Genomic DNA, 19814 nt, shown 5'->3' with positions numbered 1-19814 from the left:
TACATTTTAAACAAAAAATTGTTAATAATATTTTTATATTAACTCGATAAAAATTTAAATTTTAAAAAAATATTTTTAATATTTTTTTTATTTTAATGGTTTTATTTTATTAAAAATTTCACAAAGTAAGTTAAATCTTAAGTACATAAGTCTAAATTTAGATTTTCTACATTTATTTACTAAAATTTTGAATCTTTTCAATCAAGCAAAGACATGTTCAACTTTAATTCTAATTTTAGATACAATCTTATTGTATTTTCTTTCTTGTTTAGTTAATTTTTTATTTTTAGTTCTTTTAATTGGTATTATTGTATTTTTATAAATATTTTGTATACCTTGATATCCTAAATCACCAATAATTATTGTTTTTTCTGAAAATTCAAGATTTGAATTTTTTAATATTTGAAAATCATGCACTTTACCATTATCAGCAAAAATATCAACAATTTTTTTATTAAAAAAATCATATACAATTTGAAATTTTATAGAATACATTCAACTTTTACCAAAAAAATATTCTAACTGTAGTTTTTTTTAGTTGGTCTTTCAATTTCAATCTCAGTTGAATCAATTAAATAAAATTGAAATTCATTTGAATTTTCTTGTTTTTTATCAATTTTTAATTTATATCTTTCTTTTAAAAATTGGTAATCTTTGTGGTTACTAAGTTTATTTTCTACTCAAGTAATATTTCGAAAACAACTTGATGGGCTCATTTTAGATTTAATACTCATTTGAAAAAAAGTATAATATTCTTTTCAGTATAATAAAGTCATCATTAATCTTTCTTCTACTGAAAGTTTATTTTTTCGACCTTTATTTTTTTCTAATTTTTCTATTTCAATTAATTTTTCTAACATTTCATTAAAATGAAAACGTTTTATACCAAAATATCTGTAAAATTCTTCATTTTTTAATTTTTTTAAATTTTCAAAAATCATTTTTATCAACACTTTTCTAAATTTATTGTTAATAACAAAATTATAAAATAAATTTTAAAATTATTAATTGACTTTTAAAAAATTTAATTACGGAATATGTCTATTGTTTTAAATGTTCTTCAATCTCTTCTTTTGTTAAATCAGGATTTCGATTAGGGTTTAATAAACATTCTTCTGTAGTATAAATTGTTCCTTCACCATCTTGATGAATGCTTCCGCCTTCTAATACAATTGGTGCTTGATAATAATCAATGTTACTATTTTTAGTCATTTCAATTCCAACTTTATTATCAATTTCATAATTTCAATTTCAACTGGGTGGATTAATATTTGGTTCATTTTTCATGCCTCATGCAGTGAAGTGAAAATGAACAGCTCTTCGTTGTCCTTTTTTATTTATTAAATAAATTGGTCCCATATCACGCGCTCAACTATCTTGATATTTAATATCGATTAATTTGATAGTTGGATCTAATAGTTTGCGAGCTTCATTTCAATTACTTTTATTAATAATAATTTTTACTGGTTCATGTTTATTGATTGAGGGTGGTTGGCCCTTAATTACTGGACCATTTTTGATATAAAATTCTAAATTTTAATTTGTAAAATTGGTGGTTTTAGAAATTTAGAATGTATTCTTTCATAATTATAAAACATAACATATTGATTTACATCATTTATAGCTTCATTGATGGATAAATATTGATTTGATCCTTTAGGTAGTCATTCTTGAGATAAATGAGAAAATCAGTTTTCAGATAATACATTACCACCAATATCATAAGGTTGTTTTTTGCTTAAAATTATTTGTTTATCCTCTGCTCATTTTGTGATATCCTGACAATAAAATTCGTTGGCGTTATCTGAATGTAAAATAACATTTTTTACTTGATTTCAAGAAAATTGTTTGTTGATTTTTTCAAGAGCAGGAAGAATTAAATCCTGATATGATTTATTAGGAGCAATATTATAACTAACAACATTATTTGAATAAAAATCAATAATTACAAAAAGATATAATCATCCTTCTTTAGTATTTATTTGTTTAGTGTCCATTGATCAAATTTGATTTGAAGAGGTTGTACTTTTATAATCTTTGTTTACTTTATCCATTGTAGGTATTCACTTATTTGGATTTTTTTTGTTTTTAGGATAGTTATTTTTAGTTTGTTTTAATCCTTGAATATTGTGTTCTTTCATAATTTTTCGCATTTGTTTTATTGATAATTCTATATTTAAAATGATATTTTTTTCTTGTTTTAATCACTCTTTAAAAGCTGAAAAAATTCTTAAATATCCATAAATTCTGCCTTTTCTTGTAGAATGAAATTCGATTAAAAGTTGGCATATTTTTTGATATTTATGATTGCATTTAATAATATGATTTTCTTCTTTTTTAATAGGTTTTTGTTTATTTTTTAAAAAGTAATATGTTGATCTGTTTAATTGAAGATATTGACATAGGTTTCTAATTGAATATTGATTTTTACAATCATCAATAATTTTAATTTTTTCTTTGATATTTAATTTGTTAATTACTAATGCTATTTGTTTAATTTTATCCATTAATAAAAATCCTTTCAGGTTAAAATTAGTGTTAATTATATAACACAATTGTTTTTAGAATACATTCAGGTTTTTTAAATTAATGGTCTAGTAAAAAGGGCTAAGTGGCGAGTTGGCTATTTTTGCAAAAACAGTTCGTGCTGGTTGACATTCTTTTTGTCAATTATCTTTCATAAGCGGTCAAATCATTCATGTGCCTTTATGTTCTATTGATTCAATTGGGGCAAAAAAACCATCTTTTTTTGGTGTTGATGTTAATAATTTGTTCATAATTTCCTCCCCCTTTAAGTAGTACTATTTATAATAGTGGATTTATGTAACCCCTATTCTATATATAAATAGTATTTTTATTATAAAATATTTTATTTACAAAATAAAATTTATTTCATAATAAAAGTGTTAAAGTTAATTGAATCTGATTTTTATTTATCATTTTAATTAGTAAAATTAATGTAATATAAAGTATGATTTTTGTATATTATTTGCAATACATTTTATACATGCTATTATTTAGCAATAGTTATCTCTAATATTTGAGATAAACTATATGCATTATTATAGGTAATTAACAAGAGATTTTAGAAATTGTTAATTAACTTTTTCAAATAAATTATAACTAATTTATTTTAGAATTGTTCCTTTGCTTATTTTAATGAAAATTTAAAATAAAAAATTTAAAAAAATATGTTTTTCAAGCCCATTGTTTTATTTTTAATAAAATAAATGGGTTTTTTATTTGAAAGGATGTAAAAAAGTGCCTACAGAAAGTCAAGAAATAGGTTCTGATAATAAAAAGCAAAAAAATATTAAGGATTTTAGAAAAGAAATAACTTCTAAGATTACAAGTGCAAAAATAGAAAAAAAATATTGCAAACAATTAATAAAAACAATTAATAGTGATGACCTTACTATATTTTTTAATAGTTTAATTAAAGCAGATTCATTATTTTGCTTTTTAAATATTGTTCATCATCTTTATCAAGAGTTAGTTTTTCTTTATAATAATAAAAAGTTTTTAGTATTTGATGAATTTTTATTAGAAAGTTTAAAAAATTCATGACAATGAATTGAAAAAGAAAAGCAAATTTTTAATGAAGAACATAACTTAATTATTGAATTAAAAAATATAGTTAAAGAATCATTTCCAGAACAATATTTTGAAATTATAAAATTTAAACAAGAACAAGCACGAATTAATTTTGATTACTTTTTTCCTGAATTAAAACTTCCCAATAATGCGATTAATTTTTGAAAACAAATTATACAAGAAGAAAATTTAGATCAGTTTTTATCGGTAGAGTGAAAAGAAAAAATTGCTGAGTTGTGTAATGTTTTTATTAATTTTGAAAAAAATATTAAAAAATTTAAAATTATTGGTGAAGATTATGGTGGTTGGCCCTTAATTACTGGACCATTTTTGATATAAAATTCTAAATTTTAATTTGTAAAATTGGTGGTTTTAGAAATTTAGAATGTATTCTTTCATAATTATAAAACATAACATATTGATTTACATCATTTATAGCTTCATTGATGGATAAATATTGATTTGATCCTTTAGGTAGTCATTCTTGAGATAAATGAGAAAATCAGTTTTCAGATAATACATTACCACCAATATCATAAGGTTGTTTTTTGCTTAAAATTATTTGTTTATCCTCTGCTCATTTTGTGATATCCTGACAATAAAATTCGTTGGCGTTATCTGAATGTAAAATAACATTTTTTACTTGATTTCAAGAAAATTGTTTGTTGATTTTTTCAAGAGCAGGAAGAATTAAATCCTGATATGATTTATTAGGAGCAATATTATAACTAACAACATTATTTGAATAAAAATCAATAATTACAAAAAGATATAATCATCCTTCTTTAGTATTTATTTGTTTAGTGTCCATTGATCAAATTTGATTTGAAGAGGTTGTACTTTTATAATCTTTGTTTACTTTATCCATTGTAGGTATTCACTTATTTGGATTTTTTTTGTTTTTAGGATAGTTATTTTTAGTTTGTTTTAATCCTTGAATATTGTGTTCTTTCATAATTTTTCGCATTTGTTTTATTGATAATTCTATATTTAAAATGATATTTTTTTCTTGTTTTAATCACTCTTTAAAAGCTGAAAAAATTCTTAAATATCCATAAATTCTGCCTTTTCTTGTAGAATGAAATTCGATTAAAAGTTGGCATATTTTTTGATATTTATGATTGCATTTAATAATATGATTTTCTTCTTTTTTAATAGGTTTTTGTTTATTTTTTAAAAAGTAATATGTTGATCTGTTTAATTGAAGATATTGACATAGGTTTCTAATTGAATATTGATTTTTACAATCATCAATAATTTTAATTTTTTCTTTGATATTTAATTTGTTAATTACTAATGCTATTTGTTTAATTTTATCCATTAATAAAAATCCTTTCAGGTTAAAATTAGTGTTAATTATATAACACAATTGTTTTTAGAATACATTCAGGTTTTTTAAATTAATGGTCTAGTAAAAAGGGCTAAGTGGCGCCAACCACCTTTTTATTCAAATAATGTTGTTAGTTATAATATTGCTCCTAATAAATCATATCAGGATTTAATTCTTCCTGCTCTTGAAAAAATCAACAAACAATTTTCTTGAAATCAAGTAAAAAATGTTATTTTACATTCAGATAACGCCAACGAATTTTATTGTCAGGATATCACAAAATGAGCAGAGGATAAACAAATAATTTTAAGCAAAAAACAACCTTATGATATTGGTGGTAATGTATTATCTGAAAACTGATTTTCTCATTTATCTCAAGAATGACTACCTAAAGGATCAAATCAATATTTATCCATCAATGAAGCTATAAATGATGTAAATCAATATGTTATGTTTTATAATTATGAAAGAATACATTCTAAATTTCTAAAACCACCAATTTTACAAATTAAAATTTAGAATTTTATATCAAAAATGGTCCAGTAATTAAGGGCCAACCACCGTTTTTTTTAGTTGGTCTTTCAATTTCAATCTCAGTTGAAACAATTAAATAAAATTGAAATTCATTTGAATTTTCTTGTTTTTTATCAATTTTTAATTTATATCTTTCTTTTAAAAATTGGTAATCTTTGTGGTTACTAAGTTTATTTTCTACTCAAGTAATATTTCGAAAACAACTTGATGGGCTCATTTTAGATTTAATACTCATTTGAAAAAAAGTATAATATTCTTTTCAGTATAATAAAGTCATCATTAATCTTTCTTCTACTGAAAGTTTATTTTTTCGACCTTTATTTTTTTCTAATTTTTCTATTTCAATTAATTTTTCTAACATTTCATTAAAATGAAAACGTTTTATACCAAAATATCTGTAAAATTCTTCATTTTTTAATTTTTTTAAATTTTCAAAAATCATTTTTATCAACACTTTTCTAAATTTATTGTTAATAACAAAATTATAAAATAAATTTTAAAATTATTAATTGACTTTTAAAAAATTTAATTACGGAATATGTCTATTGTTATTATTATATTTATTAAATATGATTTTGTTTTTCGAAGAGGAATAATTTGTGTTTTTATTATATAAGCAAAAATTTAAAGATTGAAGATTTTTATATAAATTATTAAGTTGTATATTAATTTTTATTTTATCAATATTAACTATCATCTTTTCTGTATTTACTGAATTTTGATATGTTAATAGTAGTAATAAAGATAATTTTTATAATTCTATAGTATTGCAAAACTTTGATGTAATGTTATCATTTTGGTCTTCTCAAACAATATTTATTGTTAATATTTGATTTTTATTTTCTTTAATTTATCATCAAAAAGAGCAGACAAATAGATTCACTAATATTTATAGTCAAATTAATTTAACAATATACATAACTATTACTGCCCTTATTTTTTGAGCGGGGATATTTATTGATAGTGTTTCAAAGTTAGATTTAGAACTTAATTGATTTTGAAAATTGAATAATTTATCTTTATTTTGTTCCTTTTTAGATCATTTAGTATCACCAATATTGATGATTTTTTTTAATTTTAACGTTTAGAAAAAATAAATTTAATATCAATATTAAAAAACAATTTATATTAGTAGTTATTTATCCAATTATTTATCTAACTTTATTTATATTAGAACCGGTATTTTACAAGCAAATGATGTTAAAAATTTTATTTATCCTTATAATATTCTCAACTTTAATTATTCAATTATTGGAATTCCATTATGAATTAATAGTATCTTAGTTATAATGTTAATTATTAGTACTATTATTAGTACTACATTATTTTATTTGTGAATTAATAAATTTTATTATAAAACAATTAAAGAACAAATAATAATGCAAATAAAGTAATATTTCTGCTAAATCTTAACAATAAATATTAAGCTGATTCATGGTAAAATATAAATATATATTTTAAAATAGGTGAGGTAAGATGGCATTCTTAAAAAGAATCGAAGCATATGGTTTTAAGTCATTTGCAGAGCCTTTAACAATAGAATTTGATACTAATATTGTAGGTATTGTTGGCCCTAATGGTTCTGGGAAGTCTAATATTAATGATGCTATTCGTTGAGTTTTAGGTGAACAATCAGTTAAATCATTACGTGGTGAAAATAGTGAAGATATAATTTTTAATGGTGCTAAAGGAAAACAACCATTAAATAGTGCTCAAGTTACTTTAGTTTTTGATAATACTAATAAAATATTTAAAGTTGATTTTAATGAAGTACAAATTACTAGAAAAACTTTTCGTAATAGTTCAGAAAATGAATATTACATTAATAAAGCTCGTGTTCGTTTAAAAGATGTACAAGAAATTATTATGGGTACAGGTTTAGCTAAAGGTTCACTTGCAATTATTAGTCAAGGTAATGTTTCACGATTTGCTGATTCTAAGCCAGAAGAAAGAAGAACTTTATTTGAAGAGGCTGCGGGTGTTTCAAAATACAAAAAGAGGAAAGAAGAGTCATTACGTAAATTAGAGCGTACTAATGAAAATTTAGTTCGAGTTAATGATATTATTAGTGAAATAAGTAGAAAAATTGAACCATTAGCAAAACAAGCACAGAAAGCTAAAACTTATGTTGAATTACGTGATAATTTAAAAAAATATGAAATTACTATTATTGTTAAAGATTTGGAGACATATCATAATCAATTAAAACTTACAACAGTCAGTATAAATGATAATGAAATTTTACAACAACAACTTAATTTAAATATTAGTAAGAATGAACAACAATTAAAATTTTTAAAAAATAAAAGTTATGATTTAGATAAAAACATTAATAGTTTAGAAATGAATTTATCTAATGTTAATAGTTTATTGCAAGTTTTAGAACAACAAAAATCGTTAATGAAAACAAAACAAAGTGAAATAAAAGATCAAACAGAAATTGAAAAATTAAAAAATGAAATTGAAACTTTGCTTACTATTATTGAACAAAAAACTTTTTTACAAAAAAAAGAACAAGAAAATTTTGATAAAATTAATAATTTATTTGAAGAACTAAATGTTCAACATCAAGATTTAATTTTAGGACAAAATAATATTCATCGTGGTTTAGGTGAAAAAAAAGCACAATTAGAATCGGTAATTAATTATCAACAACGACAAAATCAAAAATATTTGGGTGTTCAAACAATTTTAAATAATAAAGATAAACTATATGGCATCATTGGAGTAGTGAGTGATTTAATTTCGGTGCCCGATCTTTATAGTGAAGCGATTGTTAAAGTATTGGGCAATACTTTAAAAAACATTGTTACTGCGACTAACAAAGATGCAACCAAGGCTGTTGAATTTTTAAAACAAAATAAAGCGGGAATTGCCACTTTTTTACCTTTAAATTCAATTCAAGTTCGAACAGCGACTAAAGAAGATGAAATTATTGTTAATAGTAAATCAGGTTATTTAAGTTTTGCTCATCATTTAGTTACAGCAGTTGATAATAGAATTCAGCCGATTATTAATTTTCTTTTAGGTCGTACTATTATTTGTGAAGACTTAGAAAGCGCAAGAGTTATTTCACAATTAATTGCTGCTAAATACCAATGTGTAACTTTAGATGGTCAATTAATTAAAGCTGGTGGTGCTATTGTTGGAGGTTATCAACATCAAAATAGTATTAATGTTTTTAAAGAAAAGTTAATAGTTTCTGAATTAAAAGAAGAAATTAAATCATTAGAACAACAATTAGTTAATATAAATGTCCAAAGAACAAGTATTGAAAGCGAATTAAATAATTATCAAGGTCAAAAGTTGACAATTACTTTAACAATAAATAAACTGATTAGTGAAATTAGTGATATCACTAATCAATCACAATTATTAACTACTCAATATCAAACATTAACTGGTAAAAAATTAGATATTGATACTACAAACCAATTAAATGATATTTTTATTCAATATGAAAATTCTAAATATGATCAAGCAACAATAAAAAGTCAACTACAATTAATTCGTAAACAGAAACATCAATTATTAGAACAAATGCAAAATTTAGAAAATGAATTATATAGTTTAAATCAAGAACATTTTATGACTAGTGATAAATTAAATAATCAAAAGCTTGAACAAGTAAAAATGGAGTCAAAAGTAGAACAACATTTAAGACGTTTAGTTGAAACTTATAATTTAACTTATGAATATGCTAGAGAACATTATAGTGAACCATTAGCAGATGAACAACAAGCACGTAATTTGGTACAACAATTACGTAGTGAAATTGAAGATTTAGGATTTGTAAATATTAATGCTATTGAAGAATTTGAAAATGAAAATGAACGTTATTTACGTTTAAAAACTAAACATGATGAATTACAATTAGCATCACAATCGTTGTTAACAGCCATTGATGAAATGGATAATGTTATGGTAACGCAATTTGATGAAACAATCAAAGCTATTAATATGGTATTGCCCGAAACATTTCAAACTTTATTTGGTGGAGGAACTTGTAGTTTACGATATACATCACCTGATGATATTTTAAATACAGGTGTGGAAGTGCTTGCTAATCCTCCTGGTAAAAGAATTAGTAATTTAAACTTATTATCAGGTGGTGAAAAATCATTAGTTGCATTAGCAGTATTATTTGCTATTTTAAAAGTCAAGCCGTTGCCATTGACAATATTAGATGAGGTTGAAGCACCATTGGATCCAGCAAATTTAGAGCGTTTTGCTAGATATGTTCGTAGTTTTTCACAATATACACAATTTATTATTGTTACTCATCGTCCAGGCACAATGGAAAATTGTGATGTATTATATGGTACAACTATGCAAAATCAAGGAATTACGAAAATGGTAGCCATTAAATTAGCAGATGCTAAAAAAATTATTGAAAGCGATAAATCAGCGAAAAATGTTAATTATGTCGTTTAAATTTTATGTTATATTAAAAATAAATTTATTATTTTTTATTGTGATGAAACATTAACGATTCATGTTGGTGTTAAACCAACCATATCAATAACAACTCCATTACCATTATCATAGTCAGAAATTTGTCATATGTATCATTGTGCAATTAATATTGCTGCAACTGCACCAATTATTGGAGCTAATGCTGGTAAGGCAACACCTAGGACAGCAGAGACTGCTCCTATTCCCGAACCAATCGCATTATTTAATTTATGTAATGTATCATGATTTAATCCAATAACATGGTAAGCAAAATAATATTGATAATAGTTTTCGCCGCCTGCATATGTTGCTACGTTATTTTTTGTTAAATATTTTCAAACGTTATTTTCAGCAGTAATATTAGATAAATCAACATTACTTACTTTTTTTATATCTTGGTTTAAAATAGTATTAACAGCTTCTGTTTTTTGATTAGTCTTTAAGTTACTACTTAAATTTCCTACAGTTGTACCAAGTGTTAAAACACTTAGGGCAGTAATTAAATTTTTCATTTTAAACACCTTCTTTATATATATGTGATAAATTAAAAGGATATTTTGGATTAATAATAGTTTCTATAAATTTTAGGAATGATAATATTAATCCAAAACTTGGAAATATTTTCTATCAATCTTAATTTTAACACTTTAAGTATTAATATACAAGGCAAGAAAAATTAGTAATATATTAATTAATATATTGTTATAATATTATTTTTAAATTTTGGTAATTTATTAGGATTAGTAATTCCTGAATAATTTGCAAAGTTACTATGTTCTCTTACTTTATTTACATTTCATTTTGAAAGGTCTTGGTTAAATTTTTTAGCACCATAAAACATAAAATTCATATATACTGCATTAGAAGTAATTCAATTTGAAATGTTTTGATTGAATGAGGTTGCACCATAAAACATAAGACTAAAACGGTTTATATTAGATACATTTCATGTTGAAAGGTTTTGATTGAATGAAGTTGCATTTGCAAACATAACAAAAGTACTTTTTACATTAGAAACATTTCAATTAGTAATATTACTATTAAATGAAGTGGCTCCATTAAATGTAAAATTCATATTTGTTATATTGGAAGTATCTCATGTTGAAAGGTCTTGATTGAATGAGGTTGCACCTGTAAACATATTTTTTAAAGATGTGATTTCTGGTGGTAATTTGTCAGGTACTTTTTCAATTGTTCTTGGCATTCTAACAACTTGAATTTCTCCTAATATATTTTTATAAAATCCAATTTGAATAATTTCTTTACTATTTATCTTTGATAAGTCTTTTTCACTAGTTGTTATTTGTTTGTCATCTTTGTCAATATAAATTGTGTCTTGTTGAGTTTTATTTTGAATATAGTTAGTTGTAATATTATTTTTTTGTATAGTTGAGTTTAAGAAACTTGTTAAATTTCCTGTGGTTGTTGCAAGTGTTAAAAGACTTACTGCTGTTAATAATGTTTTCATTATGAAAACCCCCTTTTTATTTTTTCCAATAACTTCTTAAATTTAAGAAGTTAACTACATTTTAGTGTTTTTAAAAATAAATGCAATTAACTATTTTTGTATATTTGTATTAATAACAAATTATGAAATACTACAATAACTATTATCTTTGTTTGTTGAACTTTGTTTATTTTGTGTATCATTAGCATTTATTTTATTAACATCTAATTTGTCATTTACTTTTTCTTTTTTAATATTTTTATTTTTTTCTCTTTCTTTTAATAAATCTTGTGTGTAATATATATTAACTATTTCAGTTATTGATGGCATAATTTTAATTCCCCTTTATTTTAAAATTAAAAATTCAATTACTTTAAAACTAAAGTTAATTATAAACTTATATTATGTAAGTTTATAATTGAATTATATATTTAAAATGGACATATTCCGTAATTAAATTTAATTAATTGTCAATAAAATTGTTTTAAAACTATTTAGTGTTATTGAATATAGAAATAAATATTTTTGAAAAAATAGTTTAAAAAATGAGTTTACATTTTAAACAAAAAATTGTTAATAATATTTTTATATTAACTCGATAAAAATTTAAATTTTAAAAAAATATTTTTAATATTTTTTTTATTTTAATGGTTTTATTTTATTAAAAATTTCACAAAGTAAGTTAAATCTTAAGTACATAAGTCTAAATTTAGATTTTCTACATTTATTTACTAAAATTTTGAATCTTTTCAATCAAGCAAAGACATGTTCAACTTTAATTCTAATTTTAGATACAATCTTATTGTATTTTTTTTCTTGTTTAGTTAATTTTTTATTTTTAGTTCTTTTAATTGGTATTATTGTATTTTTATAAATATTTTGTATACCTTGATATCCTAAATCACCAATAATTATTGTTTTTTCTGAAAATTCAAGATTTGAATTTTTTAATATTTGAAAATCATGCACTTTACCATTATCAGCAAAAATATCAACAATTTTTTTATTAAAAAATCATATACAATTTGAAATTTTATAGAATACATTCAACTTTTACCAGAAAAATATTCTAACTGTAGTTTTTTTTAGTTGGTCTTTCAATTTCAATCTCAGTTGAATCAATTAAATAAAATTGAAATTCATTTGAATTTTCTTGTTTTTTATCAATTTTTAATTTATATCTTTCTTTTAAAAATTGGTAATCTTTGTGATTACTAAGTTTATTTTCTACTCAAGTAATATTTCGAAAACAACTTGATGGGCTCATTTTAGATTTAATACTCATTTGAAAAAAAGTATAATATTCTTTTCAGTATAATAAAGTCATCATTAATCTTTCTTCTACTGAAAGTTTATTTTTTCGACCTTTATTTTTTTCTAATTTTTCTATTTCAATTAATTTTTCTAACATTTCATTAAAATGAAAACGTTTTATACCAAAATATCTGTAAAATTCTTCATTTTTTAATTTTTTTAAATTTTCAAAAATCATTTTTATCAACACTTTTCTAAATTTATTGTTAATAACAAAATTATAAAATAAATTTTAAAATTATTAATTGACTTTTAAAAAATTTAATTACGGAATATGTCTAATATATATTTTAAATATATTTTTGTACAAAATTAAAATTTAAATCTAAGTTATTAAACTTATTTCATTAGTTGTTATAATTGAAATATATTTAATATAATTTAGAGGGGTATTTATTATAGATTTTTATATTATACTTTGAATATTTTTAATATCATTAACTATTAATTTTATTTTCTTTATGATAGCTTTTATTTTTAAAACTGCTATTTTAACTGATATTATTTATTGTTTAAGTTTTATTTGTTTAAGTGTGATCATCGTTGCGTGAAAGCAAAATTTTAGTCCTGTCCAAATTTCGTTGTTTGTTCTTTATAATATTTGAGCTCTAAGATTAGGTAGTTTTTTATTATTAAAAATTATTAAACATAAGGTTGAATATCGTTTTGATAAAATTATTATTAATTTTTGAAAATTTAGTTTTTTTTCAATTTTACAAGGAATTTCAGTTTTTATGATTAGTATTCCTACGGTTTTTGCATTAAGTCTTAATATTGTTTATTTTAATAGTACATTTAATAATTACTTACTTATTTTTATTATGCTTGCTATTTTATTTTTAGTTATTGAGACAATTGCAGATTGACAAAAGTTTAGATTTTCCTTAAAGAAAAAACATGATTTATTTTTTATTAATTATGGTTTATGAAAAGATTGTCGTCACCCTAATTATTTAGCAGAAATTGGGTTTTGATATATGATGACAGCATTGTTTATTTGTGATTTATTATTTAAAAATATTAATAGTGATATAAATTATTTATTTCATTTATTATGATTATTAAGTCCGTTGTATTTTAATATACCAATATGAGAAGTAAAACAATGACAAAGGTTTCACTCTAATGAAGATTATTACAAATATTTAAATGAAACTAGTTGTGTAATGTGTTATATTGGTAAAAAAGGTCCAATTAATAAAGTGAAAAAATTAATAGGTGGTTGGCCCTTAATTACTGGACCATTTTTGATATAAAATTCTAAATTTTAATTTGTAAAATTGGTGGTTTTAGAAATTTAGAATGTATTCTTTCATAATTATAAAACATAACATATTGATTTACATCATTTATAGCTTCATTGATGGATAAATATTGATTTGATCCTTTAGGTAGTCATTCTTGAGATAAATGAGAAAATCAGTTTTCAGATAATACATTACCACCAATATCATAAGGTTGTTTTTTGCTTAAAATTATTTGTTTATCCTCTGCTCATTTTGTGATATCCTGACAATAAAATTCGTTGGCGTTATCTGAATGTAAAATAACATTTTTTACTTGATTTCAAGAAAATTGTTTGTTGATTTTTTCAAGAGCAGGAAGAATTAAATCCTGATATGATTTATTAGGAGCAATATTATAACTAACAACATTATTTGAATAAAAATCAATAATTACAAAAAGATATAATCATCCTTCTTTAGTATTTATTTGTTTAGTGTCCATTGATCAAATTTGATTTGAAGAGGTTGTACTTTTATAATCTTTGTTTACTTTATCCATTGTAGGTATTCACTTATTTGGATTTTTTTTGTTTTTAGGATAGTTATTTTTAGTTTGTTTTAATCCTTGAATATTGTGTTCTTTCATAATTTTTCGCATTTGTTTTATTGATAATTCTATATTTAAAATGATATTTTTTTCTTGTTTTAATCACTCTTTAAAAGCTGAAAAAATTCTTAAATATCCATAAATTCTGCCTTTTCTTGTAGAATGAAATTCGATTAAAAGTTGGCATATTTTTTGATATTTATGATTGCATTTAATAATATGATTTTCTTCTTTTTTAATAGGTTTTTGTTTATTTTTTAAAAAGTAATATGTTGATCTGTTTAATTGAAGATATTGACATAGGTTTCTAATTGAATATTGATTTTTACAATCATCAATAATTTTAATTTTTTCTTTGATATTTAATTTGTTAATTACTAATGCTATTTGTTTAATTTTATCCATTAATAAAAATCCTTTCAGGTTAAAATTAGTGTTAATTATATAACACAATTGTTTTTAGAATACATTCAGGTTTTTTAAATTAATGGTCTAGTAAAAAGGGCTAAGTGGCATATATAAAAAATAAGAACATATGTTCTTATTTTTTATATATTAATTTATTAAATTCTTTTTATTGCACTATTAACAAAATCTTCATTTGGATCAAATTTAGTTTCGTTATTAATATTTCATAATTTTTCTTGCTCTGTTTTAGTGACTTTATTAGGCATATGTATATCAAGAATAACATGTAAGTCACCACGTTTACTACTATTAGGGTAATAGAATCCCTGATTTTTTAAAGTAATTTTGTCACCGTATTGTAGTCCTAATGGTAATTTATGTTTAATTATTCCTTCAAAGGTAGGAATCATAATAATATTTCCCAAAATAATATCTAAGTAAGATACTGGTAATTTAATATACATATCACTACCTTGACGATCTAAGAAAGCGTGTCGCTTAATATTAATACCAACAAATAAATCGCCTTGAGTGCCACCATTATGACCAATTTTACCTTTACCTTTAATTCTAATTTGTTGACCATCAAAAATACTGCGAGGAATATCAAATTCTAATTTTTGATTTTCAATATAATAGCGATGTCCTTTGCATTTTAAACATTTTTGACGAATAATTTTACCAAGTCCTTGACATTGGTTGCAAACACCTTGATGTCTAAACATACCTAATGGTGATTGTTGAACATATTCAAGAACTCCTTTACCTTTACATTTATCACATGTACTAATATCATTAGGAGTTCTAGCACCAGTTTCTTTACAATCCTTACAAGCAACATCAATGTTAATACTAATGGTCATTTTTTTGCCAAAGAATACATCACGATAACTAATTTCAACTTTTGTTAGGATATTATCACCTGGTGTTTTACCATTATAGCGTTGTTGTTGTCTTCTATTACCACCAAATAAGTCACCAAATAAGTCACCAAATGCCGAACTAAAGTCACCGAAACCACCAAAGCCACCGAAACCAGAAGAACTACCAACTCCGGGCATATCATGACCAAATTGATCATATTTTGCTCTTTCATTAGTATCAGATAAAACTTGATAAGCTTCACTTATTTCTTTAAATCGAACTTCATCACCACCACTTGGTGAATCGGGATGATATTTTTTTGCAAGCGTACGAAACGCTTTCTTAATTTCATCTGGAGTAGCATTACGTGAAACTCCTAGAATTTCATAATAATCACGTTTTTTACTTGCCATTTTGTCCACCTCTAATTATTTTATTTAGTTGTTGCGTCAACATCAATAACATCATCACTTTTATTATCATCTTTTTTAATATGATCTGTTGGTTCTTGTTTTTGTTGGTTCATAAATTGTTGTGCAGCAGCAAATGCTTGTTTTAATTGTTCTAGTTTTTCTTTTAAATCATCATATTTTTTTTCATCTAGTGATTTTTGTAAGTCATCACGTAGTTTTTTCATTTCAGCAATTTGTGGATTTTCTGCTTCGCCTTCTTTTGCTGATTTAGTAACTTCAGCAGTCATTTTATCAATATCATAAATATAGGCTTGTGCTTGATTAGATAATTCAATTTCTTCTTTATGTTTTTCATCGTTTTCACGATTCTTTTCAGCATCTTGTACCATTTTTTCAATTTCGTCTTTACTTAAAGTACCACTATTGCTAATAGTAATTTTTTGTTCTTTATTAGTTTTTAGATCTTTAGCACTAACAGATACAATACCATTAACATCGATATCAAAAGTAACTTCAATTTGTGGAACACCTCTTGGTGCTGGTTCGATACCACTTAATTGGAAACGACCTAGTGAATGATTATCTTTAGCTAGTGGACGTTCTCCTTGTAAAACATTAATATCAACAGCGGGTTGATTATCTTCAGCAGTTGAAAAAACTTGTGACTTTTTAGTAGGAACAGTAGTATTACGAGAGATTAATGGCGTCATTACTCCTCCTAAAGTTTCAATACCTAATGATAAAGGAGTTACATCTAATAGTAAAACGTCAGTAACATCACCCGATAATACTCCTCCTTGAATAGCAGCACCCAAAGCTACTACTTCATCAGGGTTAACACCACGATGTGGTTCTTTACCAATTTCGTTTTTAATAACTTCTTGCACAGCTGGGATTCTTGTTGAACCACCAACTAAAATAACTTCATCAATTTCATTTTTGCTTAATTTAGCTTCTTTTAAGGCATCACGAACAGGAGCAATAGTTCTTTCAACTAGTGATTTTGTTAGTTCATTAAATTTGGCACGTGTTAATTTTTCATTTAAATGTAATGGACCTGAGGCATTCATTGAAATAAATGGTAATGAAATATCAGCTTGTACTACTCCTGATAAGTCTTTTTTTGCTTTTTCAGCAGCATCTTTTAAACGTTGCATTGCCATTTTATCTTTTGATAAGTCAACACCATTACTTTTTTTGAATTCACTAACTAAATGTTGAACAATTAAGGCATCAAAGTCGTCACCACCAAGTTTGTTATCACCACTAGTTGATAATACTTCAAATGTTCCACCCGCTAATTCTAGAACTGAAACGTCAAATGTTCCACCACCTAAGTCAAATACTAAAATTTTGTGATCTTTATCTTGTTTGTCTAAACCATAAGCGATGGCAGCAGCAGTTGGTTCGTTAATAATTCTTTCTACTTTTAATCCTGCAATAATTCCTGCATTTTTAGTAGCTTCACGTTGTTCATTGTTAAAATAAGCAGGAACAGTAATAACTGCTTTTGATATTTTTTTACCTAATTTTGATTCAGCAAAAGTTTTAATAGTGCGTAAAATTTCTGCAGATACTTCTTCTGGTTTACGTGTTTTAGCAGCGGCTTTAACTGTTTCTTTAGTTCCCATAATTCTTTTAATTGAACTAACAGTATTATCTGGATCAGTAATAGCTTGACGTTTAGCAACTTCACCAACCATAATTTGACCATCTTTGTAAGCAACAACTGATGGTGTTGTTCTTCCACCTTCGGCATTTTCAATAACTTTTGGCTTATCACCTTCCATTACGGCAACACATGAATTAGTTGTTCCTAGATCGATTCCTAAAATGATTTCTTTATTTGTTGTTTTATTTGTAGACATAATATTTTCACTCCTTAATTTTTCTTTGTTTCTGTTTTTTCTTCTTTAATTTGAAAAACTTTAACTTTAGTAGTGCTAATGACACGATTATGCAATTCATAACCATTAGCTATAATTTCAACAATAGTATTATTTTTTACATTTTGATAAGCATTGTTTGTATTATCATTAATAATTTCTACTGCCTCATGTTGGTGAGAATTAAATTGATCTCCAACTTTAGCAGTAATTTCTTTTAAACCTTCTTTACCAAGTGCTTTAATTAATTCTTCATAGATAAATTTAAAACCAACTAGGAAATTTTGAACAGCTGCATTATCAGTTTTAAAGTTTAGTGCTCGTTGGAAATTTAATAAAGTATGAACTAAATCTTTAATAATTTTTTGGTTAGCATATTTAATGTGTTCTTTATTTTGAATTTCTAATTCTTTAATGGTATTTAATCTAGTAGCTAGCATTAATTGCTTTTGTTGTGAATTAATTTTATTAAGTTCTGTTGTTAATTCTTTAATTTTTGTTTCTAATTCGATTTCTTTATTTAATGATATTTTTTCTTCTTCGACACTTACTGGTGTTTCAGTAACAGGAGTTGAAATAGTTGTATCTTTAGTTTCTGTTGCTGATACGTTATCAATGTTATCTTTTTTAGCTTTTGTCATTTTATCATCTCATTTCTATTTAAAGTTTTTAATCAATGTTTGATTAATCCAATTTAGAATTTCAGTTAGTTTTTCATATTCTAAACGTTTAGGTCCAACAATTGCAATTTGTCCTTGTTCACCATCATGAACTTTAAAAGTAGTAGTAATCATTGCCATATCGTTATTTTCATTACCCAGTTCTTCACCAATTTTAATTTGTAGTTGATTATTATTTAATTCATCAAAATACATTCATGGTGATTGTGATTCAATGAATTTAATAATTGTTTTAACCTTATTAATATCATTAAATTCAGGATTTTCTAACATATATTGAACACCGTGTGTTGTTGATAGTGGTCGTGAGAAATTAATTAAAGTGTTAACAAATCCTTGAATAATATATTCTGATTTTTGTACTTGTTGTTCAAGGATTGGTTTTAATAAATTTACTTTCTCACTAATTTCACTAATTTTAGTACCAATTAATCTGGTGTTAAAAATATCAATGGCAATTGATAAATCGGTTAATGATGTTTCTTGAATATTAAACATTTTGTTTTGAACATGACCATTACTAGTAATACAAATTGTTAAAGCATTATCATTACTAATCGGTATTAATTCAATTTTTTTTAAAGTATCTTCATTAATATTAGGACCAGTAACAATACTAATCAAATTAGTCATTTCACTTAAAATACTACTAGTTTTATTTAATACTTCGGTAATTACTAAGTTACGGTTATTAAATACTTCTGCTATTTTTTTCTTCAAGATTTCTAGTTCTTGATGTTCACCCATATTCATTAAATTATCAACATAATAGCGATAACCTTTTGTTGAAGGAATACGACCACTAGAGCTATGTGCTTTTTCTAATAATCCTAATGTTTCTAATTCAACACATTCATTACGAATAGTAGCACTAGAAAAATTAATATTGTTATTATTTTCTAAAATAGTTTTGCTACCAATTGGTAATCCTGTTTTAATATATTTTTCAACAATGATTTTTAAAATTTGTGATTGTCTGTTACTTAACATTGTTCACCACCTTTTTTAGCATTCATTAACATTGAATGCCAATACTTATATAATTATAACTGAGAG

General features: G+C 23.8%; 20 protein-coding genes. 3 read left to right on the top strand and 17 right to left on the bottom strand.

Annotated features, from left to right (window positions below):
* Positions 1–87 precede the first annotated feature (87 nt).
* The 5 genes from AAHM89_RS03930 to AAHM89_RS03910 all read right to left on the bottom strand — a co-directional run bounded on the left by AAHM89_RS03930 (position 88) and on the right by AAHM89_RS03910 (position 2777).
* Positions 88–495, bottom strand: a complete 408-nt coding sequence (locus AAHM89_RS03930) for a transposase family protein (RefSeq protein ID WP_339045908.1) — start codon at positions 493–495, stop codon at positions 88–90.
* Between the two features lie 23 nt (positions 496–518).
* Positions 519–941 (bottom strand): transposase family protein, encoded by a 423-nt coding sequence (locus AAHM89_RS03925; protein ID WP_339045912.1) that lies wholly within the window; start codon positions 939–941, stop codon positions 519–521.
* A gap of 100 nt (positions 942–1041) precedes the next feature.
* On the bottom strand, positions 1042–1452 hold the full coding sequence (locus AAHM89_RS03920; RefSeq protein ID WP_342267296.1) for an agmatine deiminase family protein: 411 nt from the start codon (positions 1450–1452) through the stop codon (positions 1042–1044).
* A 77-nt stretch (positions 1453–1529) separates the two neighbouring features.
* The gene (locus AAHM89_RS03915; protein WP_342265776.1) at positions 1530–2507 is read right to left on the bottom strand and encodes an IS3 family transposase; all 978 of its coding nucleotides are present in this window, start codon (positions 2505–2507) and stop codon (positions 1530–1532) included.
* Positions 2508–2594: 87 nt separating this feature from the next.
* Positions 2595–2777 carry a hypothetical protein gene (locus AAHM89_RS03910; protein ID WP_342266062.1) on the bottom strand — a complete coding sequence of 61 codons (183 nt, stop codon included), beginning with the start codon at positions 2775–2777 and terminating at the stop codon, positions 2595–2597.
* A gap of 484 nt (positions 2778–3261) precedes the next feature.
* On the opposite strand from AAHM89_RS03910, the gene AAHM89_RS03905 reads away from it, so the two are divergent.
* Complete coding sequence (locus AAHM89_RS03905) at positions 3262–3933, top strand: hypothetical protein (protein ID WP_342266061.1); 672 nt, start codon at positions 3262–3264, stop codon at positions 3931–3933.
* A gap of 4 nt (positions 3934–3937) precedes the next feature.
* Here the strand turns inward: AAHM89_RS03905 and AAHM89_RS03900 are convergent, their stop codons facing one another.
* Positions 3938–4915 carry an IS3 family transposase gene (locus tag AAHM89_RS03900; RefSeq protein WP_342265776.1) on the bottom strand — a complete coding sequence of 326 codons (978 nt, stop codon included), beginning with the start codon at positions 4913–4915 and terminating at the stop codon, positions 3938–3940.
* Positions 4916–5447: 532 nt separating this feature from the next.
* A complete protein-coding gene (locus tag AAHM89_RS03895; protein ID WP_342266999.1) occupies positions 5448–5900 on the bottom strand; it encodes a transposase family protein in 453 nt (150 codons plus the stop codon).
* 1034 nt (positions 5901–6934) lie between these two features.
* Here AAHM89_RS03895 and AAHM89_RS03890 point away from each other — a divergent pair.
* Entirely contained in the window at positions 6935–9892 is a 2958-nt protein-coding gene (locus AAHM89_RS03890; protein ID WP_342266998.1) for an AAA family ATPase, read from the top strand.
* A gap of 35 nt (positions 9893–9927) precedes the next feature.
* On the opposite strand, the gene AAHM89_RS03885 is transcribed toward AAHM89_RS03890, so the two are convergent.
* The 5 genes from AAHM89_RS03885 to AAHM89_RS03865 form a co-directional block, all read right to left on the bottom strand.
* Positions 9928–10425 (bottom strand): hypothetical protein, encoded by a 498-nt coding sequence (locus AAHM89_RS03885; RefSeq protein ID WP_342266997.1) that lies wholly within the window; start codon positions 10423–10425, stop codon positions 9928–9930.
* 179 nt (positions 10426–10604) lie between these two features.
* The gene (locus AAHM89_RS03880) at positions 10605–11381 is read right to left on the bottom strand and encodes a BspA family leucine-rich repeat surface protein (protein ID WP_342266996.1); all 777 of its coding nucleotides are present in this window, start codon (positions 11379–11381) and stop codon (positions 10605–10607) included.
* A gap of 120 nt (positions 11382–11501) precedes the next feature.
* Positions 11502–11690: a hypothetical protein gene (locus tag AAHM89_RS03875; protein WP_342266995.1), complete on the bottom strand. Its 189-nt coding sequence runs from the start codon at positions 11688–11690 to the stop codon at positions 11502–11504.
* A 309-nt stretch (positions 11691–11999) separates the two neighbouring features.
* Positions 12000–12410, bottom strand: a complete 411-nt coding sequence (locus AAHM89_RS03870; RefSeq protein ID WP_342266739.1) for a transposase family protein — start codon at positions 12408–12410, stop codon at positions 12000–12002.
* A 19-nt stretch (positions 12411–12429) separates the two neighbouring features.
* The gene (locus tag AAHM89_RS03865) at positions 12430–12852 is read right to left on the bottom strand and encodes a transposase family protein (protein WP_339045912.1); all 423 of its coding nucleotides are present in this window, start codon (positions 12850–12852) and stop codon (positions 12430–12432) included.
* Between the two features lie 556 nt (positions 12853–13408).
* On the opposite strand from AAHM89_RS03865, the gene AAHM89_RS03860 reads away from it, so the two are divergent.
* Positions 13409–13930 carry a DUF1295 domain-containing protein gene (locus tag AAHM89_RS03860; RefSeq protein WP_342266994.1) on the top strand — a complete coding sequence of 174 codons (522 nt, stop codon included), beginning with the start codon at positions 13409–13411 and terminating at the stop codon, positions 13928–13930.
* Between the two features lie 4 nt (positions 13931–13934).
* Here AAHM89_RS03860 and AAHM89_RS03855 read toward each other — a convergent pair whose 3' ends face one another.
* The 5 genes from AAHM89_RS03855 to hrcA all read right to left on the bottom strand — a co-directional run bounded on the left by AAHM89_RS03855 (position 13935) and on the right by hrcA (position 19748).
* The gene (locus AAHM89_RS03855) at positions 13935–14912 is read right to left on the bottom strand and encodes an IS3 family transposase (RefSeq protein ID WP_342265776.1); all 978 of its coding nucleotides are present in this window, start codon (positions 14910–14912) and stop codon (positions 13935–13937) included.
* 158 nt (positions 14913–15070) lie between these two features.
* The gene (locus AAHM89_RS03850) at positions 15071–16192 is read right to left on the bottom strand and encodes a DnaJ C-terminal domain-containing protein (protein WP_342266993.1); all 1122 of its coding nucleotides are present in this window, start codon (positions 16190–16192) and stop codon (positions 15071–15073) included.
* A 20-nt stretch (positions 16193–16212) separates the two neighbouring features.
* Positions 16213–18060: a molecular chaperone DnaK gene (gene dnaK / locus AAHM89_RS03845; RefSeq protein WP_342266992.1), complete on the bottom strand. Its 1848-nt coding sequence runs from the start codon at positions 18058–18060 to the stop codon at positions 16213–16215.
* A 14-nt stretch (positions 18061–18074) separates the two neighbouring features.
* Positions 18075–18719, bottom strand: coding sequence for a nucleotide exchange factor GrpE (locus tag AAHM89_RS03840; protein ID WP_342266991.1), 645 nt, complete (start codon positions 18717–18719; stop codon positions 18075–18077).
* A 15-nt stretch (positions 18720–18734) separates the two neighbouring features.
* Entirely contained in the window at positions 18735–19748 is a 1014-nt protein-coding gene (hrcA, locus tag AAHM89_RS03835; protein WP_252320996.1) for a heat-inducible transcriptional repressor HrcA, read from the bottom strand.
* Between the last annotated feature and the right edge of the window lie 66 nt (positions 19749–19814).

The organism is Spiroplasma endosymbiont of Villa modesta (assembly GCF_964030925.1).
Lineage (GTDB): Bacteria > Bacillota_I > Bacilli_A > Mycoplasmatales > VBWQ01 > Spiroplasma_E.
This window is presented reverse-complemented; position numbering and strand designations above follow the sequence as displayed.